The sequence below is a fragment of the Algoriella sp. genome (assembly GCF_036647415.1).
In the GTDB taxonomy this organism is placed as follows: domain Bacteria; phylum Bacteroidota; class Bacteroidia; order Flavobacteriales; family Weeksellaceae; genus Empedobacter.
Genome location: NZ_JAVXKG010000011.1, coordinates 44,236 through 67,611, shown reverse-complemented (window position 1 = coordinate 67,611; position 23,376 = coordinate 44,236). Strand labels below are relative to the sequence as shown.

Below are 23,376 nucleotides of genomic sequence, written 5' to 3'. Positions count from 1 at the left end.
TATCTTCTAATCCTATGGTGTAGAAACAGAAGCTTGTTGTACTTTTCCATTAAAATATTTCCAACCATTCAATCCAAAATCAACTAAATATTCAGCAATTTCATTTGGTTGTGTTGGTGCAATATAACCAGGAAACGCCTCTTCTAACATTTCTGTTTGTACGGCTCCTAAAGCAACTGCGTTAATTCTTGGTCCATTTTCTTTCAATTCTTCCGCCAACAATTCTGTTAAATTAACTGTCGCAGATTTTGATGAAGAGTAAACCGATAATCCAGGAAATTTTACTGATCCTTGTACCGCTCCCATTGTCGAAATATTAACAACATGTGAAGTTATATCAAATTTCGGCATCAAAAGTTGTATCAATCTATATGGTGCCATAAAATTTACTTGCCAAGAATTTAGTAAATCCTCTTGTAACATTTCCTCAAACGGTTTATTAATACACAAACCAGCATTATTGTACAATATATCTACTTTTTCCCAAGATTTTACTTCTTCTAATACTTTTGTAATCTCATCAAAATTTGATAAATCAATTCCTAAATATGAAAACTGGTTTTCTTTAGCAAAAGCTTCCAACTCCATCAATCTCTCTACATTACGAGAAATTGTCAATACACGGTTTCCTAATTGCAAATGTTGTTTTGCTAATTCAAAACCAATTCCTCTACTCGCTCCTGTTATAATTATATTTTTCATTTTGCTGTATAAAGTTTATAATTGCTTGTATATTTTCAAAATTTTGATTGTCAAAGATGATATTATTTTCTGTTATTTCGATATGATTTTCAGCATTATTTTCAACAGAAATTCCATTACGGATTAGTGCATTTTTTACCCAATATGCTAATTCAGAATTACCTTTAACATTAATTGATTTTATATGTTTTTGACTGATTGAAAATCGATTCGTTACATTATTATAATACAAATTTTGATCAGATAATTTTTGCATAATCTGATGTTCAAAAGCGACTTGTTCGGGAATATTTTCTACTAATTTTCCGTTTTCAATCCACCAAATTTTATCTGCATTCTCTAACGCAAAGTCAACTTCATGTGTAATCATCAAAAAAGATTTATTCGTTTTTGTTTTTAATTCATTCAATAAATTAAAAATTTTATATTGATTCGCTAAATCCAAATTTGATGTTGGTTCATCTAAAATAACCAATTTCGCATCTTGACAAAGCGCGCGCGCAATCATTACCAATTGCAGTTGACCTTCGCTAATTTCATTCGCAAATTTATTCGCCAAATCTGTAATTCCAACCAAATGTAAAACCTCATCAATCATCAATTTTTCTTCATTAGAAATAGATTTCAGAACTTTGTGATAAGGCAAACGTCCCATCGCAACTAATTCTTCAACTTTTATTTTCGGAACAATGGATAAACGTGGTAAAACAACGGCAATTTGTTGTGCTATTTCTTGAGATGATATTTTATTTAAAGATTTATTTTCGATAAAAATTTCACCTTTTATTACTTTCTGAAATCCTAAAATCGAATTAATCAACGTTGATTTTCCTGCTCCATTTTTTCCTAAAACAGCAACCAATTCATTTGTAAAAACGGATGCATTTATTTCAGAAATTATTTCTTTTGAATGATATCCAACCGAAATATTTTCTAATTTTAAAATTAAATCTTTCATCGTGCTTCGTTTTTATTATTCAACAAAATACTAATGACAATCGGCGCTCCAAACAAGGCTGTAATAATATTTATAGGTAAAGTTCCGAACGGAAAAACTTCTGTCAATATCGAAAATAAAAGCATAAAAAATATTCCCGAAACAAAAATCCAACGATATAGAACGCGCATATTTCCTGTTTTTAATAATGTTCTACAAATATGTGGAATTGCTAATCCTATAAACCCAATTGGACCAGCGAAAGCGGTTGCAGAAGCGGTTAACAGAGCGGTTGAAATTAATATGACGAAACGTAATTTTTTGATATTAATTCCTAACGATTGTGCATATTTCTCGCCCAATAATAAAGCTGTAATTCCACGTAAAGAGAACAATGAAACGATGATTCCTCCAGAAACAAATAAAGTAAAAACGCCAATTTGTTCCCACGATAATCCACTCAAAGAGCCAAATCCCCAAATCAGAAAAGATTTAATTTTATCTGATGGCGCAAAATATTGCATCATTCCGATTAAAGCGCCCGATAAACCTGCTAACATAAATCCTAAAATAACTAATGATGAAGCAGATTTTACACGAAATGAAAAGGCGACTACAATCAACAAAGCGACTACAGCACCGATAAATGAAGCGATAATTGTAATCCACGGATTATTCAAATATTGATCTAAACCTATTATTGAAAATAGAAAAATTACAATTCCTACACCCAAGCTCGCCATAGAAGTTATTCCCAAAACGGATGGATCTGCCAAAGGATTTTTAAATAATTCTTGCATTAAAAAACCGGAAATCGGCAAAGAAATTCCGACTAAAAGTGCCGTAATAGATTTTGGAAGTCTAAAATTTAGCACTAAATTATTCGTCATTTCATCAGAATTTCCTAAAAAAACATGAACTATTTCCGCGAAAGAAATCGAGACTTTTCCAACACTTAAACTTAAAATAAAAAGTAAAAATGTTAGAATTATGAGTGCAAAAAATAGTGGTTTTTCTTTCATCAAGACAAAGATAGAAAATCTAATAATTTCTTAAAGTTTATTTGCAATTCTATTTAATCTCAGAAAATAGTCTTAGTTTCGCTTTGATGAATTTTAAAAGCTTAGTATTAATCATAACTTCACTGTTCATGTTACTTTCTCCATGTAGTATGAAGGCTTCTATTCATCATATTTTGGAGGTTGAGCAAAGCCAACATCAAAGTAAAAATCAAGCAAAAACAATACATAGTAAATCGACTTCTTGCAGTGTTGTAAAATTTGAAACAGTCAAAAAGTCAATCAAACAAATTGGAGATTTTTATACAGATTTTGAACCAATCAAGTTAAATTTTATTCAATTTGCGCGTTCTTCTATTGTAGATGAACATTCGACTTCTGTTGAAATTGGTTCAACAAAAATTCCTTTTTATCTTTTATATAAGCAATTGAAATACTCGTTGTTATCTTAATTATCTCTCAACTATTTAGATAATAATTATTCAATCACTTATATCATAATTTATGCAAAAAACATCTGTTTTATCAATGGGTAATGCTGTTTTGGCATTACGTTTAGTCATTGGTTGGACGTATTTTTCGGCTTTTTGGAGACGATTAATTTTAGAAAATAAACTTGATCCTGAAGCAACAGGTTATATTGGCGAAAAATTCAATCATTTTTTACCAAACGCCCTTTTCATCAAACCTCTTATTCAATATTTAGTCGAAAATCCCGAAGCTTTACTTTGGAATATGTGGATTTTTACCATCGTAGAAGGCGTTGTAGGATTACTTTTAATGCTCGGTTACAAAACACGTATCATGAGTATTGTAGTTTTCTTTTTGGCAATGGGAATTTTACTTGGTTCGGGCTGGATTGGGACAACTTGTTTGGACGAATGGCAAATCGGCGTTCTTGGATTAGCTGGAGGTTTTACTCTATTTCAGGCTGGTTCGGGAAAAATATCGTTGGATTATTTATTCAATAAAAATCAATTTATTCAACAAGAAAACAATTGGAATTCTATTTCTTACAAAAAATTATCACCTTATTTTATCGGTTTTAGTTTTTTCATTTTATTCATTACACTTTTTACCAATCAAGTTTTTCATGGTGGTGTTTACGGAACTTTACACAACAAATCTGTAAAACCAAAGGTGGAAATATCTAATCTGAAACAACATCAAAACAAGGTTTCTTTTGACGTAATGCGTATAGAAGGCGCTGACGTTTATGGTTCTTTTTTGATTAAAATTGATTTTCATAATCATCAAAATGAAATCGTAGAATCTTTGGATATGAAAGATTTATCAAATTTAAATAAAGCTCAAATTAATAATTATTATGTAGCAAAAGTTACACCGCATAAGCACAGTTTGGTGTTACCTTTGGGTGCAAAAGCTAATTTAAATTTTGAAATTGATGACAAAATAAATAAAGTAGTTTTAACGGATATAAGCGGCTTACAATGGGAACAAACAATAACAAATTTATAACAATGATAAAAAGAAATTATTCTACAATAATTGTAGGAGCATTAGCTTTGGTTTTACTTTTTGTGCCAGAAGCAAAAGCAATGATGCAACAAGGTTTAATGAAAATAGGTTTATTTCAACCAAAATTAGAAAAAATAGATTCACTAAATAATCAACCAAAAACTGTTGCAGAGGCAAATTATAAATTCGACATGGTAGATGCTGACGGAAAAGCTGTTTCGCTGGATGATTTGAAAGGTAAAGTTGTTTTTATGAACTTTTGGGCAACTTGGTGTCCTCCTTGTATTGCAGAAATGCCTACAATACAGGTTTTATATGATAAATTTAAAGACGATAAAGATGTCGTTATTTTGACCGTAGAAGTTGAAGGAAAACGTGAAAAAGTGGCAAAATTTATGGCTCGTAAAAAATTATCGTTGCCAGTTGTTTATCCAAATTCTGATATTCCAAAAGATTTTTTTAATGGTTCTTTACCTACAACCGTAATCTTAGATAAAGAAGGAAATATTGCGCATACAACAGTAGGAATGGCAGATTATTCTGGAAAAGATGTTGAAGATTTTATCAATGAATTGAAAATTAATAAATAACAGAACAATTTTATGACAGCATTTTTAGTTAAATCTAAAAATTGCTGTCTTTTTCATATATTTGCTCTTATACAATATTATATATGAAAAACATTTTATTTTTTATTTTATTAATGACTATACCTCTATATGGTCAAGTAACATTTAGTGAAGGAACTTATATCGATAATAAAGATACTTCACATCAAGTCCTTATTAAAGATTTAGATTGGCTAAATTCTCCCTCAGAAATTATAATAAAAGTTGATAATATCGAAAAGGCTTTACCTATAAAAGATGTTAAAGAATTTAGTGTAAATGATAAAAAATATATTCGCTATACAGGAAATTTAGAAGTTTCTTCTCAAAAAATAAATAATATATCAAAAGACCCAAACTTTATTTTTGACAATAGAACTGTTTTCTTGAAAGAAGAATATGATGGAGAAGTTAAATTGTACAGCTATAAATCTGATGATTTCAATAATTACTTTTATTCTATCAACAATTCTCCATTAGAACTGTTATTATACAAAAGATATTATATTGATTCGTCTGGAAAAACTATTTATAAAAATACTTACCAAAATACACTTTCTAAGAATTTCTCATGTGGAAATTTAAAATATAGTGTTAATTATACTACAAATGAATTAACACGATTTATTGACAAATATTCTTCATGTAAAAATTTTGTCAAAAAAGACACCAAGGATAGTAAAATTAGAAATACTAAGAAATTTAGAATTACAGCTGGTATTGCAATGAACACACCTGATTTTAGTATTGAAACTAGAGATTATAATGTATCTAGCACAAACGATGGATCTTCATTTGGCGCTACTTTAGGATTAGAATATTTTTTACCTATCAATAACAATAAATGGTCATTAAACGCTGATTTAAATTATATTAATATAGAATCTCATTCAACTGGAACTGTATACAATAATGTTAATATTAAGCTTTCTGAAATACAAGTTCTTCTTAATGCCAGACATTATATGTATATAAACGATGGGTCTCGATTTTTTGTAAGTTTAGGAATTAATACTTCTATAATTAACCCTGTTTTAACAGAAGATTTTACTCAAAATTATGCCAATTATTCTGATACATACGAAAGAAATGTTGCTGCGAATTTTGTATATGGTATAGGATATAAATACAATAATTTGGGTTTTGATGTAAGGTATTTCACAAACAATAGATTCATCTCTGGTCAAAATTTAAGAGGTAATTTTAATCTTTTTAGTTTAAGATTAACGTATGATATTTTTAAATTCTAAACAATATAAATTCTAATAATATAAAATAGCATTTCTTACAGAAATGCTATTTTTGTTTTATTTAATGTTAATAAATACCTCTTTTTGACGAAGTAATTCATCTTTTTAATCAAAGTCAAACATAATTGCAATTTCTATTTGTACCTTTCCACTTTAAATAAAATGTATGTCGAAAGAAACGAAAGAAGGAATTTATAGAGGTGTAATTGAGAAGGATGAAAATGGTAATTATTTTTGTGGTCCTTATTTATTAGATTACAAATTAACTGTTGCAAAATTTAAGGTTGGCGATACAGTGCTTATCAATTCTATCATTAATAATCGTAGTGATATTAGTTTGACTCAATATCCAAAAAAGTCGATGAAATTTACACTTGTTGTAGACGAAATCTCTGAAGAAGATACTGTAAAAGAATAAATATAACGCACAAAAAAACGGATAAAAATTTATCCGTTTTTTTATTCTTAATATACTAATCGCAAACCAACACCGAATCCCATATCGCTGTCGTAATGCGTTCTGATGTGCATATTTTTATTCAGAATATAGCTCAATTCGCCCATATATTCTTTGTCTGTATTCCACATAACTCCGGCACGAACACGTTTCGAAATTGGAATATCTTCGCGCATAAACTGCAAACGAACTTTTCCTGTGTGATAAACCTCTGCTTGAAAATCGACCAACATTGGCAATTTGTACACAAAACCTGCACTAAATAAGCCTTTGTTTCTTTCGGTATCTTGTCCAAAAATATTTTTTTCGACATTTCCATGTTCATTGTCCATTTTATGCTGATTCCAATCGAAACCAATAAATGCCTGAAACCATTGATTTCTTCCGAAATAACGTCCCAAATGTGTTTCAACTTCGTAACCATGCATTGGTTTATAACCCAAACTCCACTCCGAAGTCAATGCCCAACGCGCATCTTGTACCATCAACATACCATCATTACCATTTGTTGCAAAATCATTTTCTATCATAAAATGTTTCATATTACTTTCCATTTGTAACATTTTGTAAGCATGTTTTTTATTTGGTAACAACGGATTTTTGTAATCGCCTACTTCAAAAACGCGGTTCATTCCTCCCATCATATGATACAAAATATGGCAATGAAAAAACCAATCACCTTCTGCATTTGCTTCAAATTCTATCACATTTGTTTCCATTGGCATAATATCTAACACGTTTTTCAGCGGCGAATATTCTCCATTTTTATTGATGACACGGAAATCGAAACCATGTAAATGCATCGGATGACGCATCATCGAATTATTGTACAACGTAATGCGTAAAACTTCGCCTTTTTTGACTGGAATTTTATCCGATTCTGAGAAAACTTTATTGTCCATACTCCACACATAACGACTCATATTTCCTGTCAATTCAAAACGCATTTCTTTTACAGGAGCATCTTTTGGAAGTTCTGTATTATCTGGCGATTTTAACATTCCATAATTCAATGTTACAATATCAGAAGTTGAATTTGAATGATTTGAATGATCCATTTCTTGATTATTTTCAGTAGAATCTTTCTTTGATTTGTTCGATTTCTTTTTCGATTCGCCTGTAATTTCTGGATACATCACGGTGTTCATATCCATTTGTTGCAAGCTCATTTTCATTCCCATATCATTCATCGAACCATCTAAATTCATCATATCATTCATCATTTTCATTCCTTCAAAATATTTCAATTTAGGAAGTGGCTCTATCAATTGCTTTTTTCCATTCCCAATAAATAAAGAAGCTGAAGCTGTTCTATCTTCTGGAGTTGCTTGAAATTCGTAAGAAAAACCATCTTCGGGAATTGTTACCACCACATCATACGTTTCGGAAACACCGATTATTAAACGATCAACTTCCAAAGGCTCTACATCATTTCCATCATTTGCAACAACGGTCATTTTTCCACCTGCAAAACGCAACCAAAAATAAGACGACGCACCACCATTTGAAATTCGTAAACGTACTTTATCGCCCGCTTTATATTGTTTTAATTGACTTTCATTCGCCCCATTTATCAAGAATTTATCATAATAAACATCACTCACATCCATTGCCAACATACGTTTCCATTCGTTAGTTAACTTTGTTTTAAAATGACCTTCTCGTATCGCTTCTGCATAACTTTGCGTAGAACCTTTTTTGATTCCCGCCCAATCGTTTGCATTATGCAACATTCGCTGAATATTTTCAGGTTTTAAATTCGTCCATTCGCTCAACATCACTGTTTCAAAGGGAATATCGTCTATTCCTTTTCGGAAAGTTGGATCATTTTTTCGTTTCTTAAAAATCATCGAACCATACATCCCAATCTGCTCCTGATAACCTGAATGACTGTGATACCAATGCGTACCATTTTGAATAATCGGAAAAGTATAGGTATATATTGTACCTGGTTTTATTCCCATTTGCGTTAACATCGGTACACCATCTTCCTTGTTCGGCAACCACACGCCATGCCAATGCAAAGACGTATCTTCTTTCAACTCATTATGCACACGAATCACAGCGGTATCGCCTTCTGTAAACTCTAACGTTGGCATCGGAATTTGTCCATTTACCGAAATTGCACGTTTTTCTTTACCCGCAAAATTTACAATTGTATCACGAACATACAAATCATATTCTACTCGTTTCTGAGCGAAAACAACAAATGTTGATAGTACAAATGTTAAACACAAAAATTTCCTCATCTTCAATGAATTATTGTTGATTATATTTTTTATAATTTGCTTCATTCTCAAAATAATCTACATTACCAGCCTTATCTTTCAAAACGATATATGCTTCAGATTTATCCACACTTTTACCAGAAAATGGATCTTTAGCTGTTCGTGCAGTTTCATCATTCGGAATTCTTTCTACACACATATTGCAGCAACCATAATAAGTTTTACCATCATGTGGTACTTCTAATTGGTCTTTTCCCATGTACGCATTATTCACCATGCAAACCTGTTTATTAGGAACTTTATCTCCAATATTATATACTAATTCTGATATAGAATTAATATTATTTGGTTGATTAATTTCTATGTGAGAAATTTCTTTGGTTGATTCTTTTTCTTTATTTTGACAAGAAATCAATACTAAAGATGATAAAATTGTAATTCCTAAAATCAATCTTACATTTTTCATTATTTCAATTTTTATTTTTTATTAACATCACTTTTATACTAAATCTAAATCTTTGCTCTATTCAATCGAGCGGCGTTTAAAATCACCGATACCGAACTCAAGCTCATCGCAGCGGCAGCCAACATTGGCGATAATAAAATCCCAAAGAATGGATATAATAATCCTGCTGCAACCGGAATTCCTAATACATTATAAATGAAAGCGAAAACTAAATTTTCTTTAATATTTTGCATCATTTTATGACTCAATACAATACTTTTATACACGCCAATCAAATCACCTTTCAACAAGGTAATATCAGCACTTTCTATGGCAACATCAGTTCCTGTTCCCATCGCAATCGAAACATCAGCTTGAGCCAATGCAGGCGCATCATTAATTCCATCGCCAGCCATCGCTACCACTTGTTCTTTGATTTGAAAATCTTTGATGGTATTTAGTTTATCTTGTGGTAAAACTTTCGCTTTATAATGTTCGATACCGACTTCTTTTGCAACTTTCTGAGCAGTTTGCTCGTTGTCACCTGTCAGCATTATCACATCTACTTTTTGGTCTTTAATTTTTTGAATTGCTTCTTTAGACGATGCTTTTATTTCGTCAGAAATTTCAAAAGCAGCCAACACTTTACCGTTAACACCCAAGAAAGACAAAGTATTCGTACTATCAACTTTCGGCACTTCCATTGCCGCAAACGTCATCAATCCTTCATTACCCAAATACACTTCTTTTCCATCAACTTGACCTTTTACACCTTTACCTGCAACATCTTCAAAATTTTGAATAGAATGTAAATTCAAGTTCTCTTTTTCTGCCGCATGAACAAAAGATTGTGCCAATGGATGTCCACTGTTTTGATTCATACTCGCTGCCAATAACAATACTTCATTTTTATTCGCACCTTCAAACGGAATAATGTTTACCACCGCAGGTTTTCCTTCGGTAATCGTACCTGTTTTATCAATAGTCAAAGTTGTTACTTTGTTCAAACGTTCTAAAGCTTCAGCATTTTTCACTAAAACACCATTTTTTGCACCTTTACCAACAGCCACCATTACCGACATCGGCGTAGCTAAACCAAGAGCACATGGACAAGCCACAATCAATACCGCTAAAGCATTAGCAATTGCAAAAGCTATACGATTTTCATTACCAAAAATCCACCATGCGAAGAAGGTTACCAAAGCAATAATCATTACAGTTGGAACAAATATTTTTGAAATTTTATCGACTACTTTTTGAATCGGGGCTTGACTTCTACTTGCTTGGTTCACCATATCGATGATTTGAGCCAATAAAGTTTCGCCACCTACTTTGGTTGCTTTCATCAAAAACGTTTTACTTCCGTTAATCGTTCCTGCTACCACTTCATCATCAATCGTTTTTGAGACAGGAATCGGCTCTCCCGAAATCATACTTTCGTCAATATCTGCAAAACCTTCGGCAATAATTCCATCAACAGGAACTTTATCTCCTGGTTTTACACGTAAAATATCTTCTAATTGAATTTGATCAATACTTACTTTTTCTTCTTTTCCATCAACAATTCTAAAAGCTTCATTCGGAGATAATTTAATCAACTCTTTTAAGGCAGAATTGGTTTTGGAATGCGCCTTCGCCTCCAACATTTGTCCCAACATCACCAAAGTTAAAATCACCGCTACCGACTCAAAATACAAAGCCACTTGACCGTGATGCGTTTTGAATTCTGCAGGAAATAAATCCGGAAAAAACAAACCTACTACTGAATACAAAAAACCAGCACCAGCACCCAATCCGATTAAACTAAACATGTTAAGATTCCACGTTTTGAAAGAAACCCAAGCACGTTGAAAAAATGACCAACAGGTATAAAAAACAATTGGTAAACACAGTACGAACTGAATATAAGCCGATATTTGCGGGCTTACGATTTTACCAATTGGGTTACCAGGAAGCATTTCTCCCATTGCTAAAATAAAAATGGGAACGGTTAATATTACCGAAATCCAGAACATTTTTCGGGTGTGATAATAAACATTATCCGCCGAATCGGTTTGTACAATAGGAATTAAATCCATTCCACAAATCGGACAAAAACCAGGTTGATCTTCGATGATTTCTGGGTGCATTGGACACGTATATTGATTTGTCAAACTCAGTTTTTCTTCCTTAATCAAATGCATACCACAAACTGGGCAATTGCCTGGTTCATCGTAAGTTTTGTCACCTTCGCAATGCATCGGGCAATAATATACATCGCCAGAATTCGCTTTTTTAGAAGCTGTTGCAGATACAGTTTCACTTGCATTGTGTTGCTCATGCGAACAATTCGCGTGATTGTGTTTTACTGTTTCTTTAATTTCTTGTTTTTTATGCGAACATGAAGTATGATCGTCAGTAGATTTAATTTCGGAATTTTCTTTTTTCATCAAATGCATACCACAAACTGGACAATTACCTGGTTTATCGTAAGTTTTATCTCCTTCGCAATGCATCGGACAATAGTATTCATCCGAAATAACTTCCGCTTTTTTGTGCGAACATGAAGCGTTATCATCTATTGATTTAGATTCATTAGACGACGTTTCAGAATTTGCATTTTCGGATACTTCTACCAAAAACATACCGCATTTTGGACATTTTTCTCCTTCGTCACCTATCACTTCTGGGTGCATTGGACAACTATAAACAGGAGAATGTTGGTGCATTTGATGATTTTCCATTTATGATTTTTTTATAGAATTAATTTATAATTTTTCAACAGTGCTTCCACATGTCAACATCATATTTCCATAAAATGGATTTTTAATATTTTCTTCTTTACTCAACCAATTAGAACCACCATTAAACATCGGACAATTTTGATAATAAACGGTATAATCTAACTGTGCAACTTTGGCTAATTTGTACATCGGTTCTGAAAATTTAGCAAATAATTCGCGTTGTTTTTCTATATTTTTTTCAGTAGAAATTTGTTTAGAAATTGTTTCTAAATCAGTCAAAACATTCATCCAAACTATATGAGATTCATGCGAAAGTTTTCCCATTTCTACCTTAGAAACCGAAGATGAAAAATTATTAATTTGTTTCGAAACCTCACTTTCATTTGCTTTTACAAACGCATCTTTCAAAGAAAAATAAGCATCAAAAACATGGGATAATTGGTTGACTTGTGAAGTCTTTACCGAATTGTGCTGCGAATGATCCATTCCTTGATGATTCGTTGGCATTTTTTTATCACGTGGATATTGACAATCCTTTCCCAACTTAGCATAAGTTTCGTCTGGTGCCAAATATTCAGCATTATCAAAACCTGCAAGAGCAATTTTCTTTAAAATTTCGCTTTGAGAAGTTTTGGTTTTATCATACGAAATTGTTGCAGTTTGTGAAGCTAAATTATACTCAACCTTGGAAACTCTTTTTTGATTTCCAGCCAATTCTATACTATTTTTAGCTGAATTACAATTTGCGTTTACCTGAACTTGCTGTGTTTCTTGATTTTTTATTTGTGCATTTGCAGAAAACGCAAAAAGACTTGCAAAAAAAACTAATTTATATTTTTTCATCTGTTTATGTTTTTAGATTTTATCTATTGATTTACGTGTATGGCGATTTAATTGTTTGAAAACCGATGGCGTCAAACCTGTTACTTTTTTGAACTGCGCACTAAGATGTGCCACACTAGAATAATTCATTTGAAAAGCAATTTCACTCAACGATAATTCATCATAAACCATCAATTCTTTTACTTTTTCTATCTTTTGTTGAATAAAATATTTCTCAATCGTTTGCCCTTCCATTTCCGAAAAAAGATTTGAAATATATTTATAATCCATCTTCGTTTGATTGGATAAATAATCGGACAAATTCACTTTAAGCTCGTTATTTTCTTGATGAACAATCTGAATAATCAAGGTTTTTATTTGCTCTATCAGTTTGCTACGTTTATCATCAATCAATTCAAAACCTAGCTCTTCTAGTTCATTCCTAACTATCTCTAACTGATCTGTATCAATTGGATTTTTAAGCTCAACTTCACCTAATTCGATATGATTTGTTTCGATGTTATTCATTTTCAAAATTCGTCCAACCATAATTTTACAACGATGACAAACCATATTTTTAATGAATAATTTAGCTATTTTTTCCATATATTTTGAATGAGTGAATGTAAGTTACGAATTTAATTTTCGTATATTTATGTTAACTACAAATTTCTAAAATATCAATAAAAATTAGTTATACAATTAGAAGATTGTTTGTTATAATTTACAGATTAATGGTAGATAAGTAGAATTGACAAGTAGAATTATGCCAATATTTTATTGTAAAAAAAAAATGGTTTTATTTAATTTATAGAAACAAAAAAAAGCAAATTTTTCTACTTTTAAATAATCTATCATTTTACTTATTCGCAGTTTTTAGAAAATATGACTTGACATTATTCTTCACAAAGTAAAATTATATCTCAAGGAATTAAATACGAATATAATTATTTTGGTGTAATTTAGATATTTACGAATAATATATGTCAAGAAATAAGCCATTAACGAAAGAACAGGAAACTGAATTAATCTCAATCTTAAAAAAACGTTTTGAGAAGAATAGTTCTCGTCATCCGAATTTGGATTGGAAAATTGTTGAAGAAAAATTAATTCATCAACCCGAAAAACTTTGGTCGATAAACGAAATGGAAGTTTCTGGTGGAGAACCTGATGTTGTTTATTTAGACGAAAATCTGTCTATTTATTTTGTTGATTGTTCGCCAGAAAGCCCAAAAGAAAGACGAAGTTTGGCATATGATTATGAAGGACAAACTTCTCGAAAAGAGCATCAGCCAAAAAATAATGTAATTGATCTGGCAAAATCAATGAAAATAAATTTGTTGACTGAACAAGATTATCGCGCTTTACAAAAAGTAGTTATTGTGGATCAAAAAACGTCAAGTTGGTTAGAAACACCCGAAAATATTAGAGGATTAGGTGGCGCAATTTTTGGCGATTATCGTTATGGCTCTGTTTTTATTTATCACAACGGTGCGCAATCTTATTATGCAGCGAGAGGTTTTCGAGGAAAAGTGAAACTATCAGAATTTTAGTTTGAATAATTTATAATAAAACAAAAAACCTAAGCAAAAGCCTAGGTTTTTATGTTATATAATAGATTGAGATTATTACTCTACGTTTAGAATTTGATATTTTTTGTCACCTTCTGCAGTTGGCCAATTAATAATATCTCCTGTTTTGTAACCAACAGTCGCCAATCCTTCATCCATTAAAATAGAATGTCTATTTTTTTTAGGTTTCGCTTGATCTGGTCCTACAAAATTATATTCCATTTCTTGATTTGTAGACAAATCTTTTAGTGTTACTTTTTTACCTATAGTTACTATTTCTTCTGGTAAATCTTTGCGTAAAACTTGTTTTGCATTTCTTAACTCTGTTAATAAAATTTCTTCTTGAACTTGAGTTACCTTTTTTCTTCTTAAATGATCTTTTACTAAATCGTAAACACCTGTTGTCAATAAAATATTTGTTGTCATAATGATAAATTCTTGGTTCATTCTTGAAAAAAGTTTAGCGCAGACCCAAACATTAAAATAGGTAAAAATAAATCACACTTATTTTATGTAAAACTTGTTTCAAAAAATTGAACGATTAATAAATATAAAAGTAAATGGAGTTTCCCTGTTTTGGATCGTAACAGGGATTAGTTTATAAACTCTTTAGAACTTCTTAAGAAAGTATCATCATGTAAATAAGCCAACGACAACTGCAAGCTAGATAAACTAAAAGCTAATATGATATATAATTTTGTTGTCATTAAATCTTATATGATGTAAAAATCAAATTTACAACAATGTTTTAGATAAAACAATCTTTAATCGTCAAATAACAACTTTCAAAGAATTTGCGCGCCCTTTTTGTTGTTTTTAAAATAATATTATTAACTATTTGATAAGAATTAATAAAAGGAAAGAATCAAAATCAATGATATAAAAGAAATCAAAATCCATAAGATCGTTGCGAAAGATAAAGTTCTGAAACCTGCTTGTTTTATTGCTTCAAAATTAATCATAGAACCAATCATAAATAATGAAACGACCATCAATTGTTTTGAGATAACTTGCAAGATTTTATAAACTGATTCTCCTTCTGGAAAATATGTTGCGATTAACATAGTTGCTATAAATCCAAAAATAAAATAGGGAAACTTGAATGATGAATCTTCTTGTTTACTAAAATAATTGATGATTATTGCTAAAGGAAAAATCCATAATGTTCGGCTTAATTTTACTGTAGTTGCTACATGTAAAGCCTCGTCGCCAAAGATTTTTGCAGCTCCAACAACAGAGCTTGTGTCGTGAATTGCAATGGCAGACCAAAGTCCGAATTGATATTGATTTAATTGAAAAAAATGTCCAATGTACGGAAATATAAGAAGTGCAATTGCATTTAGAATAAAAACGGCTGCTAATGCAATGGTTATTTCGTTTGATTTTGGTTTCAAGACAGATGAAATTGCGGCAATCGCGCTACCACCACAAATTGCTGTTCCTGAAGTAATCAATAATGATATATTTTTATTGGTTTTTAGTACTCTAAAAAATATAAAACCCAGTATAAAAACACTTATTACTGAGGTTAAAGTTAACATAAAACCATCTTTGCTTACCGAAACGGCTTCGTGAAGATTCAATCCTAAACCTAAACCTATTATTGCTGTATTTAATATCTTTTTCGAATATTTTTTAGAAAATTCTGCAAACGAATTTTGGAAAATTAATCCGTAAATAATTCCTAAAACTAAAGCTATAGAAGAATTAATAAAAGGAAAAAAGGTAAGTAGTAATAAGCCAAAATAAAATAGTCGTGCAATCATTATTCAAAATACACAACAAAGATATAATGGATGATTCAATTAAAGTGTAACTTTTGTTACAGAAGATGAAAAAACAACCAAAAAATCTCAATCATTACTGATTGAGATTTTGTATAAAAATTATTATTAAACCGTTGTTCATTTAGCTAATTTTAGCAATTAAACCGTCAATTCGAGTGGAATTCTGTAAGAATTTTATATCGAGAATAAGGTTTTAGAAGATAAAATTCTATTCTCGATACAATTTTTATTCATTCTTGTACTGAGTTTATCGAAGTGTCATTTCTAAAAATCACTCGAACTGACGAATTTTAATTCAAAATGCACAACGAATATTATTAATTAATTGTAATCACATTTCGATTCAGTTGTAAAAAACCTTCCTTCTCTAAGGCTTTCAACAAACGAGAAATCACCACACGCGAAGTATTTAATTCGTACGCAATTTCTTGATGTGTTTTGTTTACAACATTACCTTTGTTGATACTTGCAACATCAAGCAGATATTTTTTGAGACGCTCGTTCATATCATTAAATGCAAGATTATCTATCGCCACTAACATTTCGTCTAAACGATTGTTGTAACTATCAAAAATAAATTTGCGCCACGTAGGATATTTCGCCAGCCATTCGTCCATTTTATCTATCGGAATCATGACTAATTCGCCATCGGTTTCGGCAATTGCTTTTATTTTACTTTGCTTATTACCCAAACAACAAGCCATTGTCATGGCACAAGTATCGCCTTTTTCAAGAAAATATAACAACAATTCTCCTTCGTCAAAATCTTCGCGCATAATCTTTATTGCACCACTTAATAAAATCGGCATTCCTTTGATATATTGATTCAAATCAATTAATATATCATTAGCTTTAAATTCTACTAATGTTCCTAAATTATCAATTTCATTTAATAATTCGTCCTCAAATTCTGACGGGTATGTTGCTTCTATTTTCTCTCTTATCATATTAATGTGGTATTTTATTTTTAATAATTCCGTACAAATATGTTCCTAATAATGCACCAACAATTACAATAATCATAGGTAAAACTCCTGCTCCTAATAACACGAAAATTGGTCCTGGACAAGCACCAACTAATGCCCAACCTAATCCGAAAAATATTCCGCCAATTAGATAACGTACAATTGATTTTGTTTTTGGTTGAATAACAATTGGTTTTCCATCAACATCTTTTGCTTCTTTCTTTTTCATGATTTGTATTCCAATCAAACCAATAACCAATGCAGATCCGATAAATCCATACATGTGGAAGGATTGAAAATTGAACATTTCATAAATTCTGAACCAAGATGCCGTTTCGGCTTTGTACATTGTTACACCAAATATAACGCCTAAAAAGATATAAACTAAACTTCTCATTTTTTAAAAAATTAAAGGAAATAAAACGTGAACCATAATTAATCCACCAATAAAAAAACCGATTACTGCAATAAGTGATGGCATTTGTAAATCGCTAAGACCAGAAATCGCATGACCAGATGTACAACCGCCTGCATAGCGTGTTCCGAAACCAATCAATAATCCTCCGACTAATAGCAAAACAATGTTTTTAACAGACATTATTTCGAATATTTCTGTTGGCGAATATGCTTTTCCTGCACTTTCAAAACCTAATGTTTGTAGTTTAGTTATAGTTGCATCTGAAATTGCTGGAATTTGATTTTCTGATAAAAAATGTACTGATAGAAAACCTCCGATAACTGCGCCAACCAAAAATAATAAGTTCCATTTTTGAGATTTCCAATCATAATCAAAAAAGCTACATGTGTTTCCTGCTCCAAAAGCGGAACATATTGTTCTGAAATTAGATGAAAAACCAAAACTTTTTCCGAAATAAATCAATAATAACATCACAATTGCGATTATTGGTCCGCCAATATACCATGGCCAAGGTTGTAAGATAAATTCCATTATATATACTTTTCTAGTTTCTTTTACAAAAATGAGAATTCTATTTCATTTGCAAAGTTACTTATGTTACACATCTTATTAATAATTAAATCTATCCTTACAATTTTAACTAAAATACAAGAAAATATAACGTCAAGAACTTATACGTTTTAATTACTTTTGACCTGAAATGAAAAAAATCAATAAACAAAAATTTTTAAAACGAATGCTTTACATCCTACTTTCTATAATTTTACTACTTTCTATTGTTACATTTTTTGTATTACAAAAAGATGATTTTGGTGCCGAACCATCTGGAAAAAGATTGGAACGAATGCAACAATCAAAACTTTATAAAGATGGACAATTTCAGAATATACACCATACACCAGCAATAACAGAAGGTTATTCGATGACAAAAGTTTCAATGGATTTTTTGTTTGGTAAAAGTGATTCAAAATTAAAACCTAAAGATAGCATTCCACATCTTCAAACTGATTTAAAGAAAATTCCAAAATCAGAAAATGTTTTTATTTGGTTAGGACATTCTTCTTATTATATTCAATTAGATGGTGTTAATTTTTTGATTGATCCAGTTTTTAGTAAATACGGTTCTCCTTTACCTATTTTCAATAAAGCATTTGAAGGTTCGGATACCTATCAGCCAAAAGACTTTCCTGCAATTGATTATTTAATTATTACACATGATCATTACGATCATTTGGATTATAAGACTGTAAAAGAATTGCGAACTAAAGTAGACAAAGTTATTTTACCGTTGGGTGTTGGTGCGCATTTCGAGAAATGGAATTATAAACCAGAACAACTTATTGAAGAAGAATGGAATACCGAAGTTGAGTTGAAAAATGGTTTGAAAATAATTTATACACCAGCAAGACATTTTTCTGGACGAAAATTTAAACGAAATACGACACTTTGGACTTCTTATGTCTTAACTTCTCCTACACAAAAAATATTTTTGGGTGGTGATAGCGGATACGACACACATTTTAAAGAAATTGGAGATAAATATGGTCCATTTGATTTTGCAATTCTTGAAAATGGTCAATATAACGATGCTTGGAAATACATACACGCTTTGCCCGAAGATTTACCGAAAATAATTACAGATTTGAAAGTAAAACATATTGTTCCTGTCCATTCTGGTAAATTTGCTTTGGCAAGACATGCTTGGGACGAGCCATTAAATAAAATTATAGCCAACGGAAAGAAGGAAAATTTTGATATTTTGACACCAATGATAGGTGAACCTCTACTTTTGAAAGATTCTGTTTTCAATTTTAAAGAATGGTGGCATAAATAAAATCAATACTTTAGAATATAATTCGAAAATAACCTTTTTTAAATTAATAATATTCACATTTATTAATTTAAGATAAGTTTAAAATGAATTATCGTCAGAAAATGAATAATAATATGTAATTTCGCTAACTGAAAATTTAACTTTAAACAAAAATTTAAACAAATGGAACTGAATAGAGAACGTCTATTAGAATTGGTGCAAAAATATGGTGCGCCATTGTATGTATATGATGCGAATAAAATAAAATCGCAATATGAAAAGATGACAAATGCATTTTCTACAGTAAAACGTTTAAAGTTAAATTATGCATGTAAGGCAAACACAAATATTAATATTCTTAAATATTTCAAATCGCTTGGTGCTGGCTTAGATACGGTTTCTATACAAGAAGTAGAATTGGGATTATTAGCGGGTTTCAAACCAAAAGAGATTATTTATACGCCAAATGGTGTTTCTTATTCGGAAATAAAAAGCGCTATTGCATTAGGTGTTCGTATCAATATTGATAATTTATCGGTATTAGAAACTTTTGGACAAGATTTCCCTAAATATCCTGTTTGTGTGCGTATCAATCCACATATTATGGCTGGAGGAAATGCAAATATTTCGGTAGGACATATCGATTCTAAATTCGGAATATCTATTCATCAATTACCACATATCAAACGTGTTGTAGAAAATACAGGTTTACATTTAGACGGTGTTCACATGCATACGGGTTCTGATATTTTAGATATTGATGTTTTCTTACAAGGAGCAGAAATTTTATTTGAAGTTGCAGCAGAATTTAAAGATTTAACATACATTGATTTCGGATCTGGATTTAAAGTACCTTATTATCCTGGAGCTGATGAAACTGATCTTGATTATTTGGGAGAGCGTTTAGCAGCTCGTTTCAATGAGTTTGAAAAAGCTTATGGCAAGCCATTAACATTAATGTTTGAACCAGGTAAATATATGGTTTCTGAAGCAGGGTCTTTTTTGGCAACTGTAAATGTTATAAAACAAACAACTTCTACCGTTTTTGCTGGTATAGATACAGGTTTTAATCACTTGATTCGTCCAATGTTTTATAGTGCTCATCACGAAATAGAAAATATTTCTAACACAGAAGGACGTTCTCGTTATTATACTGTTGTTGGATATATTTGCGAAACGGATACTTTTGGTACAAATCGTAAAATAAACGAGATTAGCGAAGGAGATGTTTTATTATTCCATAACGCTGGAGCATATTGCTTCTCGATGGCTTCTAACTACAATTCTCGCCTAAAACCAGCAGAAGTTTTATTGATTGATGATAAGGATTATTTAATTCGTCGTCGCGAAAATTTACAAGATATTTTAGCTACAACAGAGGAAATAAAATTCTAAGTTAAGAATTTTCATATATTTCATAGTATTTTAAAAGCCCAATCCGTTATGGATTGAGCTTTTTTTATTTCCCTAATTTCAGTGGTTTACTCAAAAATAATTCGTGAACAACACTTCTTATAAAATTTTCTCTATTCGTCATTGTGTCATCATATCTATAAGTAATTTTTTCTTCAATAGGATTTAAAGGATAAATACTTATCGGTTGATTAACGTAATTTTTTACATAATTCTGCAACAATTCATTATTCTTTTCAAGGGATAAATCTTGTAAATATTTAGAATCAAAATAACCCGATTTCTGACCAAAATTTATCGATAATTTATTTTTTAAATTAACAAGTTGAACATCTTCTTGTGCAAAAAGAAATGTCGGAAAAAGTAAATAGATAAAAAATTTCATTTTCAATTATTTATTTAAAACTAATAAAAAAAAATCACAATTGATCTTATCTTATTTTAAAAACTTTACAATGATATTCGTTTCATTCTATTCTAAATGAAACAAATACTTTTGTACAAAAGCTGAATGATGGAAGAAAATAAAGACAAACGAAGTACAACTCAAAAATTAATAGATGACGCTTTTTTTCTATTTCTAATGATTCTTGGAGCTTTTTGTATTTTGATTATTTTACTTGTTGTATAATAATGAAATTATTCGATCCTTATTTTTGTTTCTATTTATTGAGTTGGATTTTTATCAAACTTACTCGAATTTATTCGGTAGAAATCGACTATCTTAATCATTATTTGACAGATATATTTGCAGTTCCTGCGATGACACATTTAGGAAGCTACATAATTTCGAAAATGAAATACGACAATCAAATTTACATTTATCCAACAAGTTATTTGATTATAACAGCTCTTGTTTTGAGTATTTTATTCGAGGTTATTATGCCTAAAATTTCTCCAAAATATACAGGAGATTATATCGATGTAGTATGTTATTTTTTTGGTGTGATTATTTATCAATTCTTTCACAAAAAATCAATCCTTAAAGATTTTCATTCGTCCAACCATAAAAACCATTATCAAGCCAAAACAAGCAAATAATCCGTACGAGTAGCGTAAATCAAACATTTCTGCGATATAACCAATAAGTGGTGGTCCCATTAAAAATCCTAAAAATGATATGCTCGAAACCATTGCTAAAGCAACGCCTGGATTTACTTTTTTGTTTTTTCCTGCAACACTATAAACTGTTGGTACATTGCACGCAACGCCCAAGCCAACCATCATAAATGCAAGTGTACACACTATAAGTTGTGGTACAAAAACTGATAACATTAATCCCGAAAACATCAACAATCCACTAATTTGCATTATACGTTGCTTACCAAATCTACTAATAAAATAATCGCCTACAAAGCGTCCTGTAGCCATCATTACCATAAAAGAAGCGTAACCTAGGATAACTAAATTTTGTGGCGCTTTTACAATATCTTGAAAATAAACACCGCTCCAATCAAACATTGCGCCTTCTGTTGCCATACTAAGAAAACCTATTACACCAAGTTGTACTAATGTTGTATCTGGTTTTGAAAAAATAGATTTCTTTTCTTGTTTTGGAGCTGGAAGAGATTCAACCAAATATTTTTTATTCAGAAACCAATTCAAGACAATAATTGCATAAATAATGACAAAATGATAAAAAGTAGAAATATGAATATTCATCATCAATAAACCAATCAAAGCTCCTGTAAAACCAGCAATGCTCCATGCTCCATGAAATGAAGACATAATCGATTTACCATAAATCTTCTCCACCTCTACTCCTTGCGTATTCACCGAAATATTACACATATTTCCGATAACTCCGAATAGAAATAAAACAGCACCTAATTGATAAAAATTCTGCGCCAAACCAATAAAACAAAGGATAAGCGGATAAATTAAAACTACTATTTTTAGCACGTTTTTACTTCCATATTTTGCTACTAATTTACCTGACAGAGCCATTGTACACAATTGACCTATTGGCATCATTAATAACAAGGTTCCCAACTGACCTTCGGAAATTCCTAATGCAGATTTTATAGTTGGAATTCTACTTGCCCAAGATGAAAAAGCTAAACCTTGCGAAAAGAAAAACAACGAAACTGCAATTCTTATTCTATTTTTTTGTTGAGTTGTATATTCTGAAGAATTATTCATGGCTAAAATTAATAATTTGCTTAATAATTTACAAAGTTAAGCTACTCTACTAAAACTATAAGCTTAAATGTAAAATTGGATAAGATTTTCCTTCACCATCTTTTTCAGACAATGATACGATTGCAAAACCCTGACTCAAATAAAAATCTACAGCTTGTTGATTTTGTTTATTTACATCAACAGATTTTACTTCTAATTCTTTTATTGAAAACTCTAACAATAACTTTCCTATTCCTTTTCTACGAAAATCGTTATGAATAAACAACATTTCAAGATTCTTTTCGGCTACGCCTAAAAATCCTACTAATTGATTTTGAAATTCGAAACCAAATAAAGTTACATGCGGAAAATAATTGGGTAAATTTTCTTTATAAAACTCAAAATCTTCTTGTTTTAAAAAATCATGTGTACTCTTTACAGAACTTTCCCAAATACCCTTCAAATCTTGATAATCTTTCTCTTCAATCCTTCTAATCATCATAAATCTTAATTAAATACAAAGATATAAACGACTACTTAAAAAAAACAATAAATTTATTTTACTGATAATCATTTTGTTAAAAAATATTTTAAAAATAAATGATTTTATAGTTTGGA

The 23,376-nt window shown here is 30.6% G+C and carries 25 protein-coding genes; 9 read left to right on the top strand and 16 right to left on the bottom strand.

Annotated features, from left to right (window positions below; genetic code table 11):
• Positions 1–12 precede the first annotated feature (12 nt).
• Genes RSC72_RS06725 through RSC72_RS06715 form a run of 3 tightly spaced genes read right to left on the bottom strand, consistent with a single transcriptional unit; the run spans position 13 to position 2,661 of the window.
• Positions 13–702: an SDR family NAD(P)-dependent oxidoreductase gene (locus tag RSC72_RS06725; protein ID WP_332543681.1), complete on the bottom strand. Its 690-nt coding sequence runs from the start codon at positions 700–702 to the stop codon at positions 13–15.
• On the bottom strand, positions 671–1,660 hold the full coding sequence (locus tag RSC72_RS06720) for an ABC transporter ATP-binding protein (protein WP_332543682.1): 990 nt from the start codon (positions 1,658–1,660) through the stop codon (positions 671–673). Before RSC72_RS06720 ends, RSC72_RS06725 begins: the two co-directional genes overlap by 32 nt.
• Positions 1,657–2,661, bottom strand: a complete 1,005-nt coding sequence (locus RSC72_RS06715) for a FecCD family ABC transporter permease (protein WP_332543683.1) — start codon at positions 2,659–2,661, stop codon at positions 1,657–1,659. Before RSC72_RS06715 ends, RSC72_RS06720 begins: the two co-directional genes overlap by 4 nt.
• Positions 2,662–2,789: 128 nt before the next feature.
• On the opposite strand from RSC72_RS06715, the gene RSC72_RS06710 reads away from it, so the two are divergent.
• The 5 genes from RSC72_RS06710 to RSC72_RS06690 all read left to right on the top strand — a co-directional run bounded on the left by RSC72_RS06710 (position 2,790) and on the right by RSC72_RS06690 (position 6,413).
• On the top strand, positions 2,790–3,110 hold the full coding sequence (locus RSC72_RS06710) for a hypothetical protein (protein WP_332543684.1): 321 nt from the start codon (positions 2,790–2,792) through the stop codon (positions 3,108–3,110).
• 52 nt (positions 3,111–3,162) lie between these two features.
• Positions 3,163–4,137: a TQO small subunit DoxD gene (locus tag RSC72_RS06705; RefSeq protein WP_332543685.1), complete on the top strand. Its 975-nt coding sequence runs from the start codon at positions 3,163–3,165 to the stop codon at positions 4,135–4,137.
• Between the two features lie 2 nt (positions 4,138–4,139).
• Positions 4,140–4,727: a TlpA family protein disulfide reductase gene (locus RSC72_RS06700; protein ID WP_332543686.1), complete on the top strand. Its 588-nt coding sequence runs from the start codon at positions 4,140–4,142 to the stop codon at positions 4,725–4,727.
• An 83-nt stretch (positions 4,728–4,810) separates the two neighbouring features.
• Complete coding sequence (locus RSC72_RS06695; RefSeq protein WP_332543687.1) at positions 4,811–5,995, top strand: hypothetical protein; 1,185 nt, start codon at positions 4,811–4,813, stop codon at positions 5,993–5,995.
• Positions 5,996–6,161: 166 nt separating this feature from the next.
• Positions 6,162–6,413 (top strand): hypothetical protein, encoded by a 252-nt coding sequence (locus tag RSC72_RS06690; RefSeq protein ID WP_332543688.1) that lies wholly within the window; start codon positions 6,162–6,164, stop codon positions 6,411–6,413.
• 47 nt (positions 6,414–6,460) lie between these two features.
• Here RSC72_RS06690 and RSC72_RS06685 read toward each other — a convergent pair whose 3' ends face one another.
• From RSC72_RS06685 to RSC72_RS06665, 5 genes are read right to left on the bottom strand one after another with little or no spacing between them, the layout of a single operon-like run.
• Positions 6,461–8,701 carry a multicopper oxidase domain-containing protein gene (locus RSC72_RS06685; protein WP_332543689.1) on the bottom strand — a complete coding sequence of 747 codons (2,241 nt, stop codon included), beginning with the start codon at positions 8,699–8,701 and terminating at the stop codon, positions 6,461–6,463.
• A 10-nt stretch (positions 8,702–8,711) separates the two neighbouring features.
• Complete coding sequence (locus RSC72_RS06680; RefSeq protein ID WP_332543690.1) at positions 8,712–9,146, bottom strand: hypothetical protein; 435 nt, start codon at positions 9,144–9,146, stop codon at positions 8,712–8,714.
• Between the two features lie 44 nt (positions 9,147–9,190).
• Positions 9,191–11,848, bottom strand: coding sequence for a copper-transporting P-type ATPase (locus tag RSC72_RS06675; RefSeq protein WP_332543691.1), 2,658 nt, complete (start codon positions 11,846–11,848; stop codon positions 9,191–9,193).
• Positions 11,849–11,872: 24 nt separating this feature from the next.
• A complete protein-coding gene (locus tag RSC72_RS06670; protein ID WP_332543692.1) occupies positions 11,873–12,691 on the bottom strand; it encodes a DUF3347 domain-containing protein in 819 nt (272 codons plus the stop codon).
• A 12-nt stretch (positions 12,692–12,703) separates the two neighbouring features.
• Positions 12,704–13,276: a helix-turn-helix domain-containing protein gene (locus RSC72_RS06665; protein WP_332543693.1), complete on the bottom strand. Its 573-nt coding sequence runs from the start codon at positions 13,274–13,276 to the stop codon at positions 12,704–12,706.
• Between the two features lie 377 nt (positions 13,277–13,653).
• Here RSC72_RS06665 and RSC72_RS06660 point away from each other — a divergent pair, with 377 nt between their 5' ends.
• Positions 13,654–14,223 carry a DUF4256 domain-containing protein gene (locus RSC72_RS06660; protein WP_332543694.1) on the top strand — a complete coding sequence of 190 codons (570 nt, stop codon included), beginning with the start codon at positions 13,654–13,656 and terminating at the stop codon, positions 14,221–14,223.
• A gap of 75 nt (positions 14,224–14,298) precedes the next feature.
• Here the strand turns inward: RSC72_RS06660 and RSC72_RS06655 are convergent, their stop codons facing one another.
• The 5 genes from RSC72_RS06655 to RSC72_RS06635 all read right to left on the bottom strand — a co-directional run bounded on the left by RSC72_RS06655 (position 14,299) and on the right by RSC72_RS06635 (position 17,942).
• Positions 14,299–14,667 carry a GreA/GreB family elongation factor gene (locus RSC72_RS06655; protein ID WP_332543728.1) on the bottom strand — a complete coding sequence of 123 codons (369 nt, stop codon included), beginning with the start codon at positions 14,665–14,667 and terminating at the stop codon, positions 14,299–14,301.
• A 422-nt stretch (positions 14,668–15,089) separates the two neighbouring features.
• Entirely contained in the window at positions 15,090–16,007 is a 918-nt protein-coding gene (locus RSC72_RS06650) for a YeiH family protein (protein ID WP_332543695.1), read from the bottom strand.
• Positions 16,008–16,345: 338 nt separating this feature from the next.
• A complete protein-coding gene (locus tag RSC72_RS06645) occupies positions 16,346–16,975 on the bottom strand; it encodes a Crp/Fnr family transcriptional regulator (RefSeq protein ID WP_332543696.1) in 630 nt (209 codons plus the stop codon).
• Between the two features lies 1 nt (position 16,976).
• Positions 16,977–17,390, bottom strand: coding sequence for a DUF6691 family protein (locus RSC72_RS06640; RefSeq protein WP_332543697.1), 414 nt, complete (start codon positions 17,388–17,390; stop codon positions 16,977–16,979).
• A 3-nt stretch (positions 17,391–17,393) separates the two neighbouring features.
• Positions 17,394–17,942, bottom strand: a complete 549-nt coding sequence (locus RSC72_RS06635) for a YeeE/YedE family protein (protein ID WP_332543698.1) — start codon at positions 17,940–17,942, stop codon at positions 17,394–17,396.
• A 169-nt stretch (positions 17,943–18,111) separates the two neighbouring features.
• On the opposite strand from RSC72_RS06635, the gene RSC72_RS06630 reads away from it, so the two are divergent.
• Positions 18,112–19,245: an MBL fold metallo-hydrolase gene (locus tag RSC72_RS06630; RefSeq protein ID WP_332543699.1), complete on the top strand. Its 1,134-nt coding sequence runs from the start codon at positions 18,112–18,114 to the stop codon at positions 19,243–19,245.
• A 162-nt stretch (positions 19,246–19,407) separates the two neighbouring features.
• Positions 19,408–20,619 (top strand): diaminopimelate decarboxylase, encoded by a 1,212-nt coding sequence (lysA, locus tag RSC72_RS06625; protein ID WP_332578454.1) that lies wholly within the window; start codon positions 19,408–19,410, stop codon positions 20,617–20,619.
• 64 nt (positions 20,620–20,683) lie between these two features.
• On the opposite strand, the gene RSC72_RS06620 is transcribed toward lysA, so the two are convergent.
• A complete protein-coding gene (locus tag RSC72_RS06620; protein WP_332543701.1) occupies positions 20,684–21,022 on the bottom strand; it encodes a hypothetical protein in 339 nt (112 codons plus the stop codon).
• Positions 21,023–21,270: 248 nt separating this feature from the next.
• Between RSC72_RS06620 and RSC72_RS06615 the strand changes: the two genes are divergently transcribed.
• Positions 21,271–21,678, top strand: coding sequence for a hypothetical protein (locus RSC72_RS06615; protein ID WP_332543702.1), 408 nt, complete (start codon positions 21,271–21,273; stop codon positions 21,676–21,678).
• Here RSC72_RS06615 and RSC72_RS06610 read toward each other — a convergent pair.
• Positions 21,613–22,779, bottom strand: coding sequence for an MFS transporter (locus RSC72_RS06610; RefSeq protein WP_332543703.1), 1,167 nt, complete (start codon positions 22,777–22,779; stop codon positions 21,613–21,615). The genes RSC72_RS06615 and RSC72_RS06610 overlap by 66 nt on opposite strands.
• Before the next feature lie 55 nt (positions 22,780–22,834).
• On the bottom strand, positions 22,835–23,257 hold the full coding sequence (locus tag RSC72_RS06605) for a GNAT family N-acetyltransferase (protein WP_332543729.1): 423 nt from the start codon (positions 23,255–23,257) through the stop codon (positions 22,835–22,837).
• Between the last annotated feature and the right edge of the window lie 119 nt (positions 23,258–23,376).

What these genes read in the sequence shown, in the direction of transcription:
- RSC72_RS06725 (WP_332543681.1), bottom strand. Translation starts at nt 702, where the DNA reads ATGAAAAATATAATTATAACAGGAGCGAGTAGAGGAATTGGTTTTGAA.
- RSC72_RS06720 (WP_332543682.1), bottom strand. Translation starts at nt 1,660, where the DNA reads ATGAAAGATTTAATTTTAAAATTAGAAAATATTTCGGTTGGATATCAT.
- RSC72_RS06715 (WP_332543683.1), bottom strand. Translation starts at nt 2,661, where the DNA reads ATGAAAGAAAAACCACTATTTTTTGCACTCATAATTCTAACATTTTTA.
- RSC72_RS06710 (WP_332543684.1), top strand. Translation starts at nt 2,790, where the DNA reads ATGTTACTTTCTCCATGTAGTATGAAGGCTTCTATTCATCATATTTTG.
- RSC72_RS06705 (WP_332543685.1), top strand. Translation starts at nt 3,163, where the DNA reads ATGCAAAAAACATCTGTTTTATCAATGGGTAATGCTGTTTTGGCATTA.
- RSC72_RS06700 (WP_332543686.1), top strand. Translation starts at nt 4,140, where the DNA reads ATGATAAAAAGAAATTATTCTACAATAATTGTAGGAGCATTAGCTTTG.
- RSC72_RS06695 (WP_332543687.1), top strand. Translation starts at nt 4,811, where the DNA reads ATGAAAAACATTTTATTTTTTATTTTATTAATGACTATACCTCTATAT.
- RSC72_RS06690 (WP_332543688.1), top strand. Translation starts at nt 6,162, where the DNA reads ATGTCGAAAGAAACGAAAGAAGGAATTTATAGAGGTGTAATTGAGAAG.
- RSC72_RS06685 (WP_332543689.1), bottom strand. Translation starts at nt 8,701, where the DNA reads ATGAGGAAATTTTTGTGTTTAACATTTGTACTATCAACATTTGTTGTT.
- RSC72_RS06680 (WP_332543690.1), bottom strand. Translation starts at nt 9,146, where the DNA reads ATGAAAAATGTAAGATTGATTTTAGGAATTACAATTTTATCATCTTTA.
- RSC72_RS06675 (WP_332543691.1), bottom strand. Translation starts at nt 11,848, where the DNA reads ATGGAAAATCATCAAATGCACCAACATTCTCCTGTTTATAGTTGTCCA.
- RSC72_RS06670 (WP_332543692.1), bottom strand. Translation starts at nt 12,691, where the DNA reads ATGAAAAAATATAAATTAGTTTTTTTTGCAAGTCTTTTTGCGTTTTCT.
- RSC72_RS06665 (WP_332543693.1), bottom strand. Translation starts at nt 13,276, where the DNA reads ATGGAAAAAATAGCTAAATTATTCATTAAAAATATGGTTTGTCATCGT.
- RSC72_RS06660 (WP_332543694.1), top strand. Translation starts at nt 13,654, where the DNA reads ATGTCAAGAAATAAGCCATTAACGAAAGAACAGGAAACTGAATTAATC.
- RSC72_RS06655 (WP_332543728.1), bottom strand. Translation starts at nt 14,667, where the DNA reads ATGACAACAAATATTTTATTGACAACAGGTGTTTACGATTTAGTAAAA.
- RSC72_RS06650 (WP_332543695.1), bottom strand. Translation starts at nt 16,007, where the DNA reads ATGATTGCACGACTATTTTATTTTGGCTTATTACTACTTACCTTTTTT.
- RSC72_RS06645 (WP_332543696.1), bottom strand. Translation starts at nt 16,975, where the DNA reads ATGATAAGAGAGAAAATAGAAGCAACATACCCGTCAGAATTTGAGGAC.
- RSC72_RS06640 (WP_332543697.1), bottom strand. Translation starts at nt 17,390, where the DNA reads ATGAGAAGTTTAGTTTATATCTTTTTAGGCGTTATATTTGGTGTAACA.
- RSC72_RS06635 (WP_332543698.1), bottom strand. Translation starts at nt 17,942, where the DNA reads ATGGAATTTATCTTACAACCTTGGCCATGGTATATTGGCGGACCAATA.
- RSC72_RS06630 (WP_332543699.1), top strand. Translation starts at nt 18,112, where the DNA reads ATGAAAAAAATCAATAAACAAAAATTTTTAAAACGAATGCTTTACATC.
- lysA (WP_332578454.1), top strand. Translation starts at nt 19,408, where the DNA reads ATGGAACTGAATAGAGAACGTCTATTAGAATTGGTGCAAAAATATGGT.
- RSC72_RS06620 (WP_332543701.1), bottom strand. Translation starts at nt 21,022, where the DNA reads ATGAAATTTTTTATCTATTTACTTTTTCCGACATTTCTTTTTGCACAA.
- RSC72_RS06615 (WP_332543702.1), top strand. Translation starts at nt 21,271, where the DNA reads ATGAAATTATTCGATCCTTATTTTTGTTTCTATTTATTGAGTTGGATT.
- RSC72_RS06610 (WP_332543703.1), bottom strand. Translation starts at nt 22,779, where the DNA reads ATGAATAATTCTTCAGAATATACAACTCAACAAAAAAATAGAATAAGA.
- RSC72_RS06605 (WP_332543729.1), bottom strand. Translation starts at nt 23,257, where the DNA reads ATGATTAGAAGGATTGAAGAGAAAGATTATCAAGATTTGAAGGGTATT.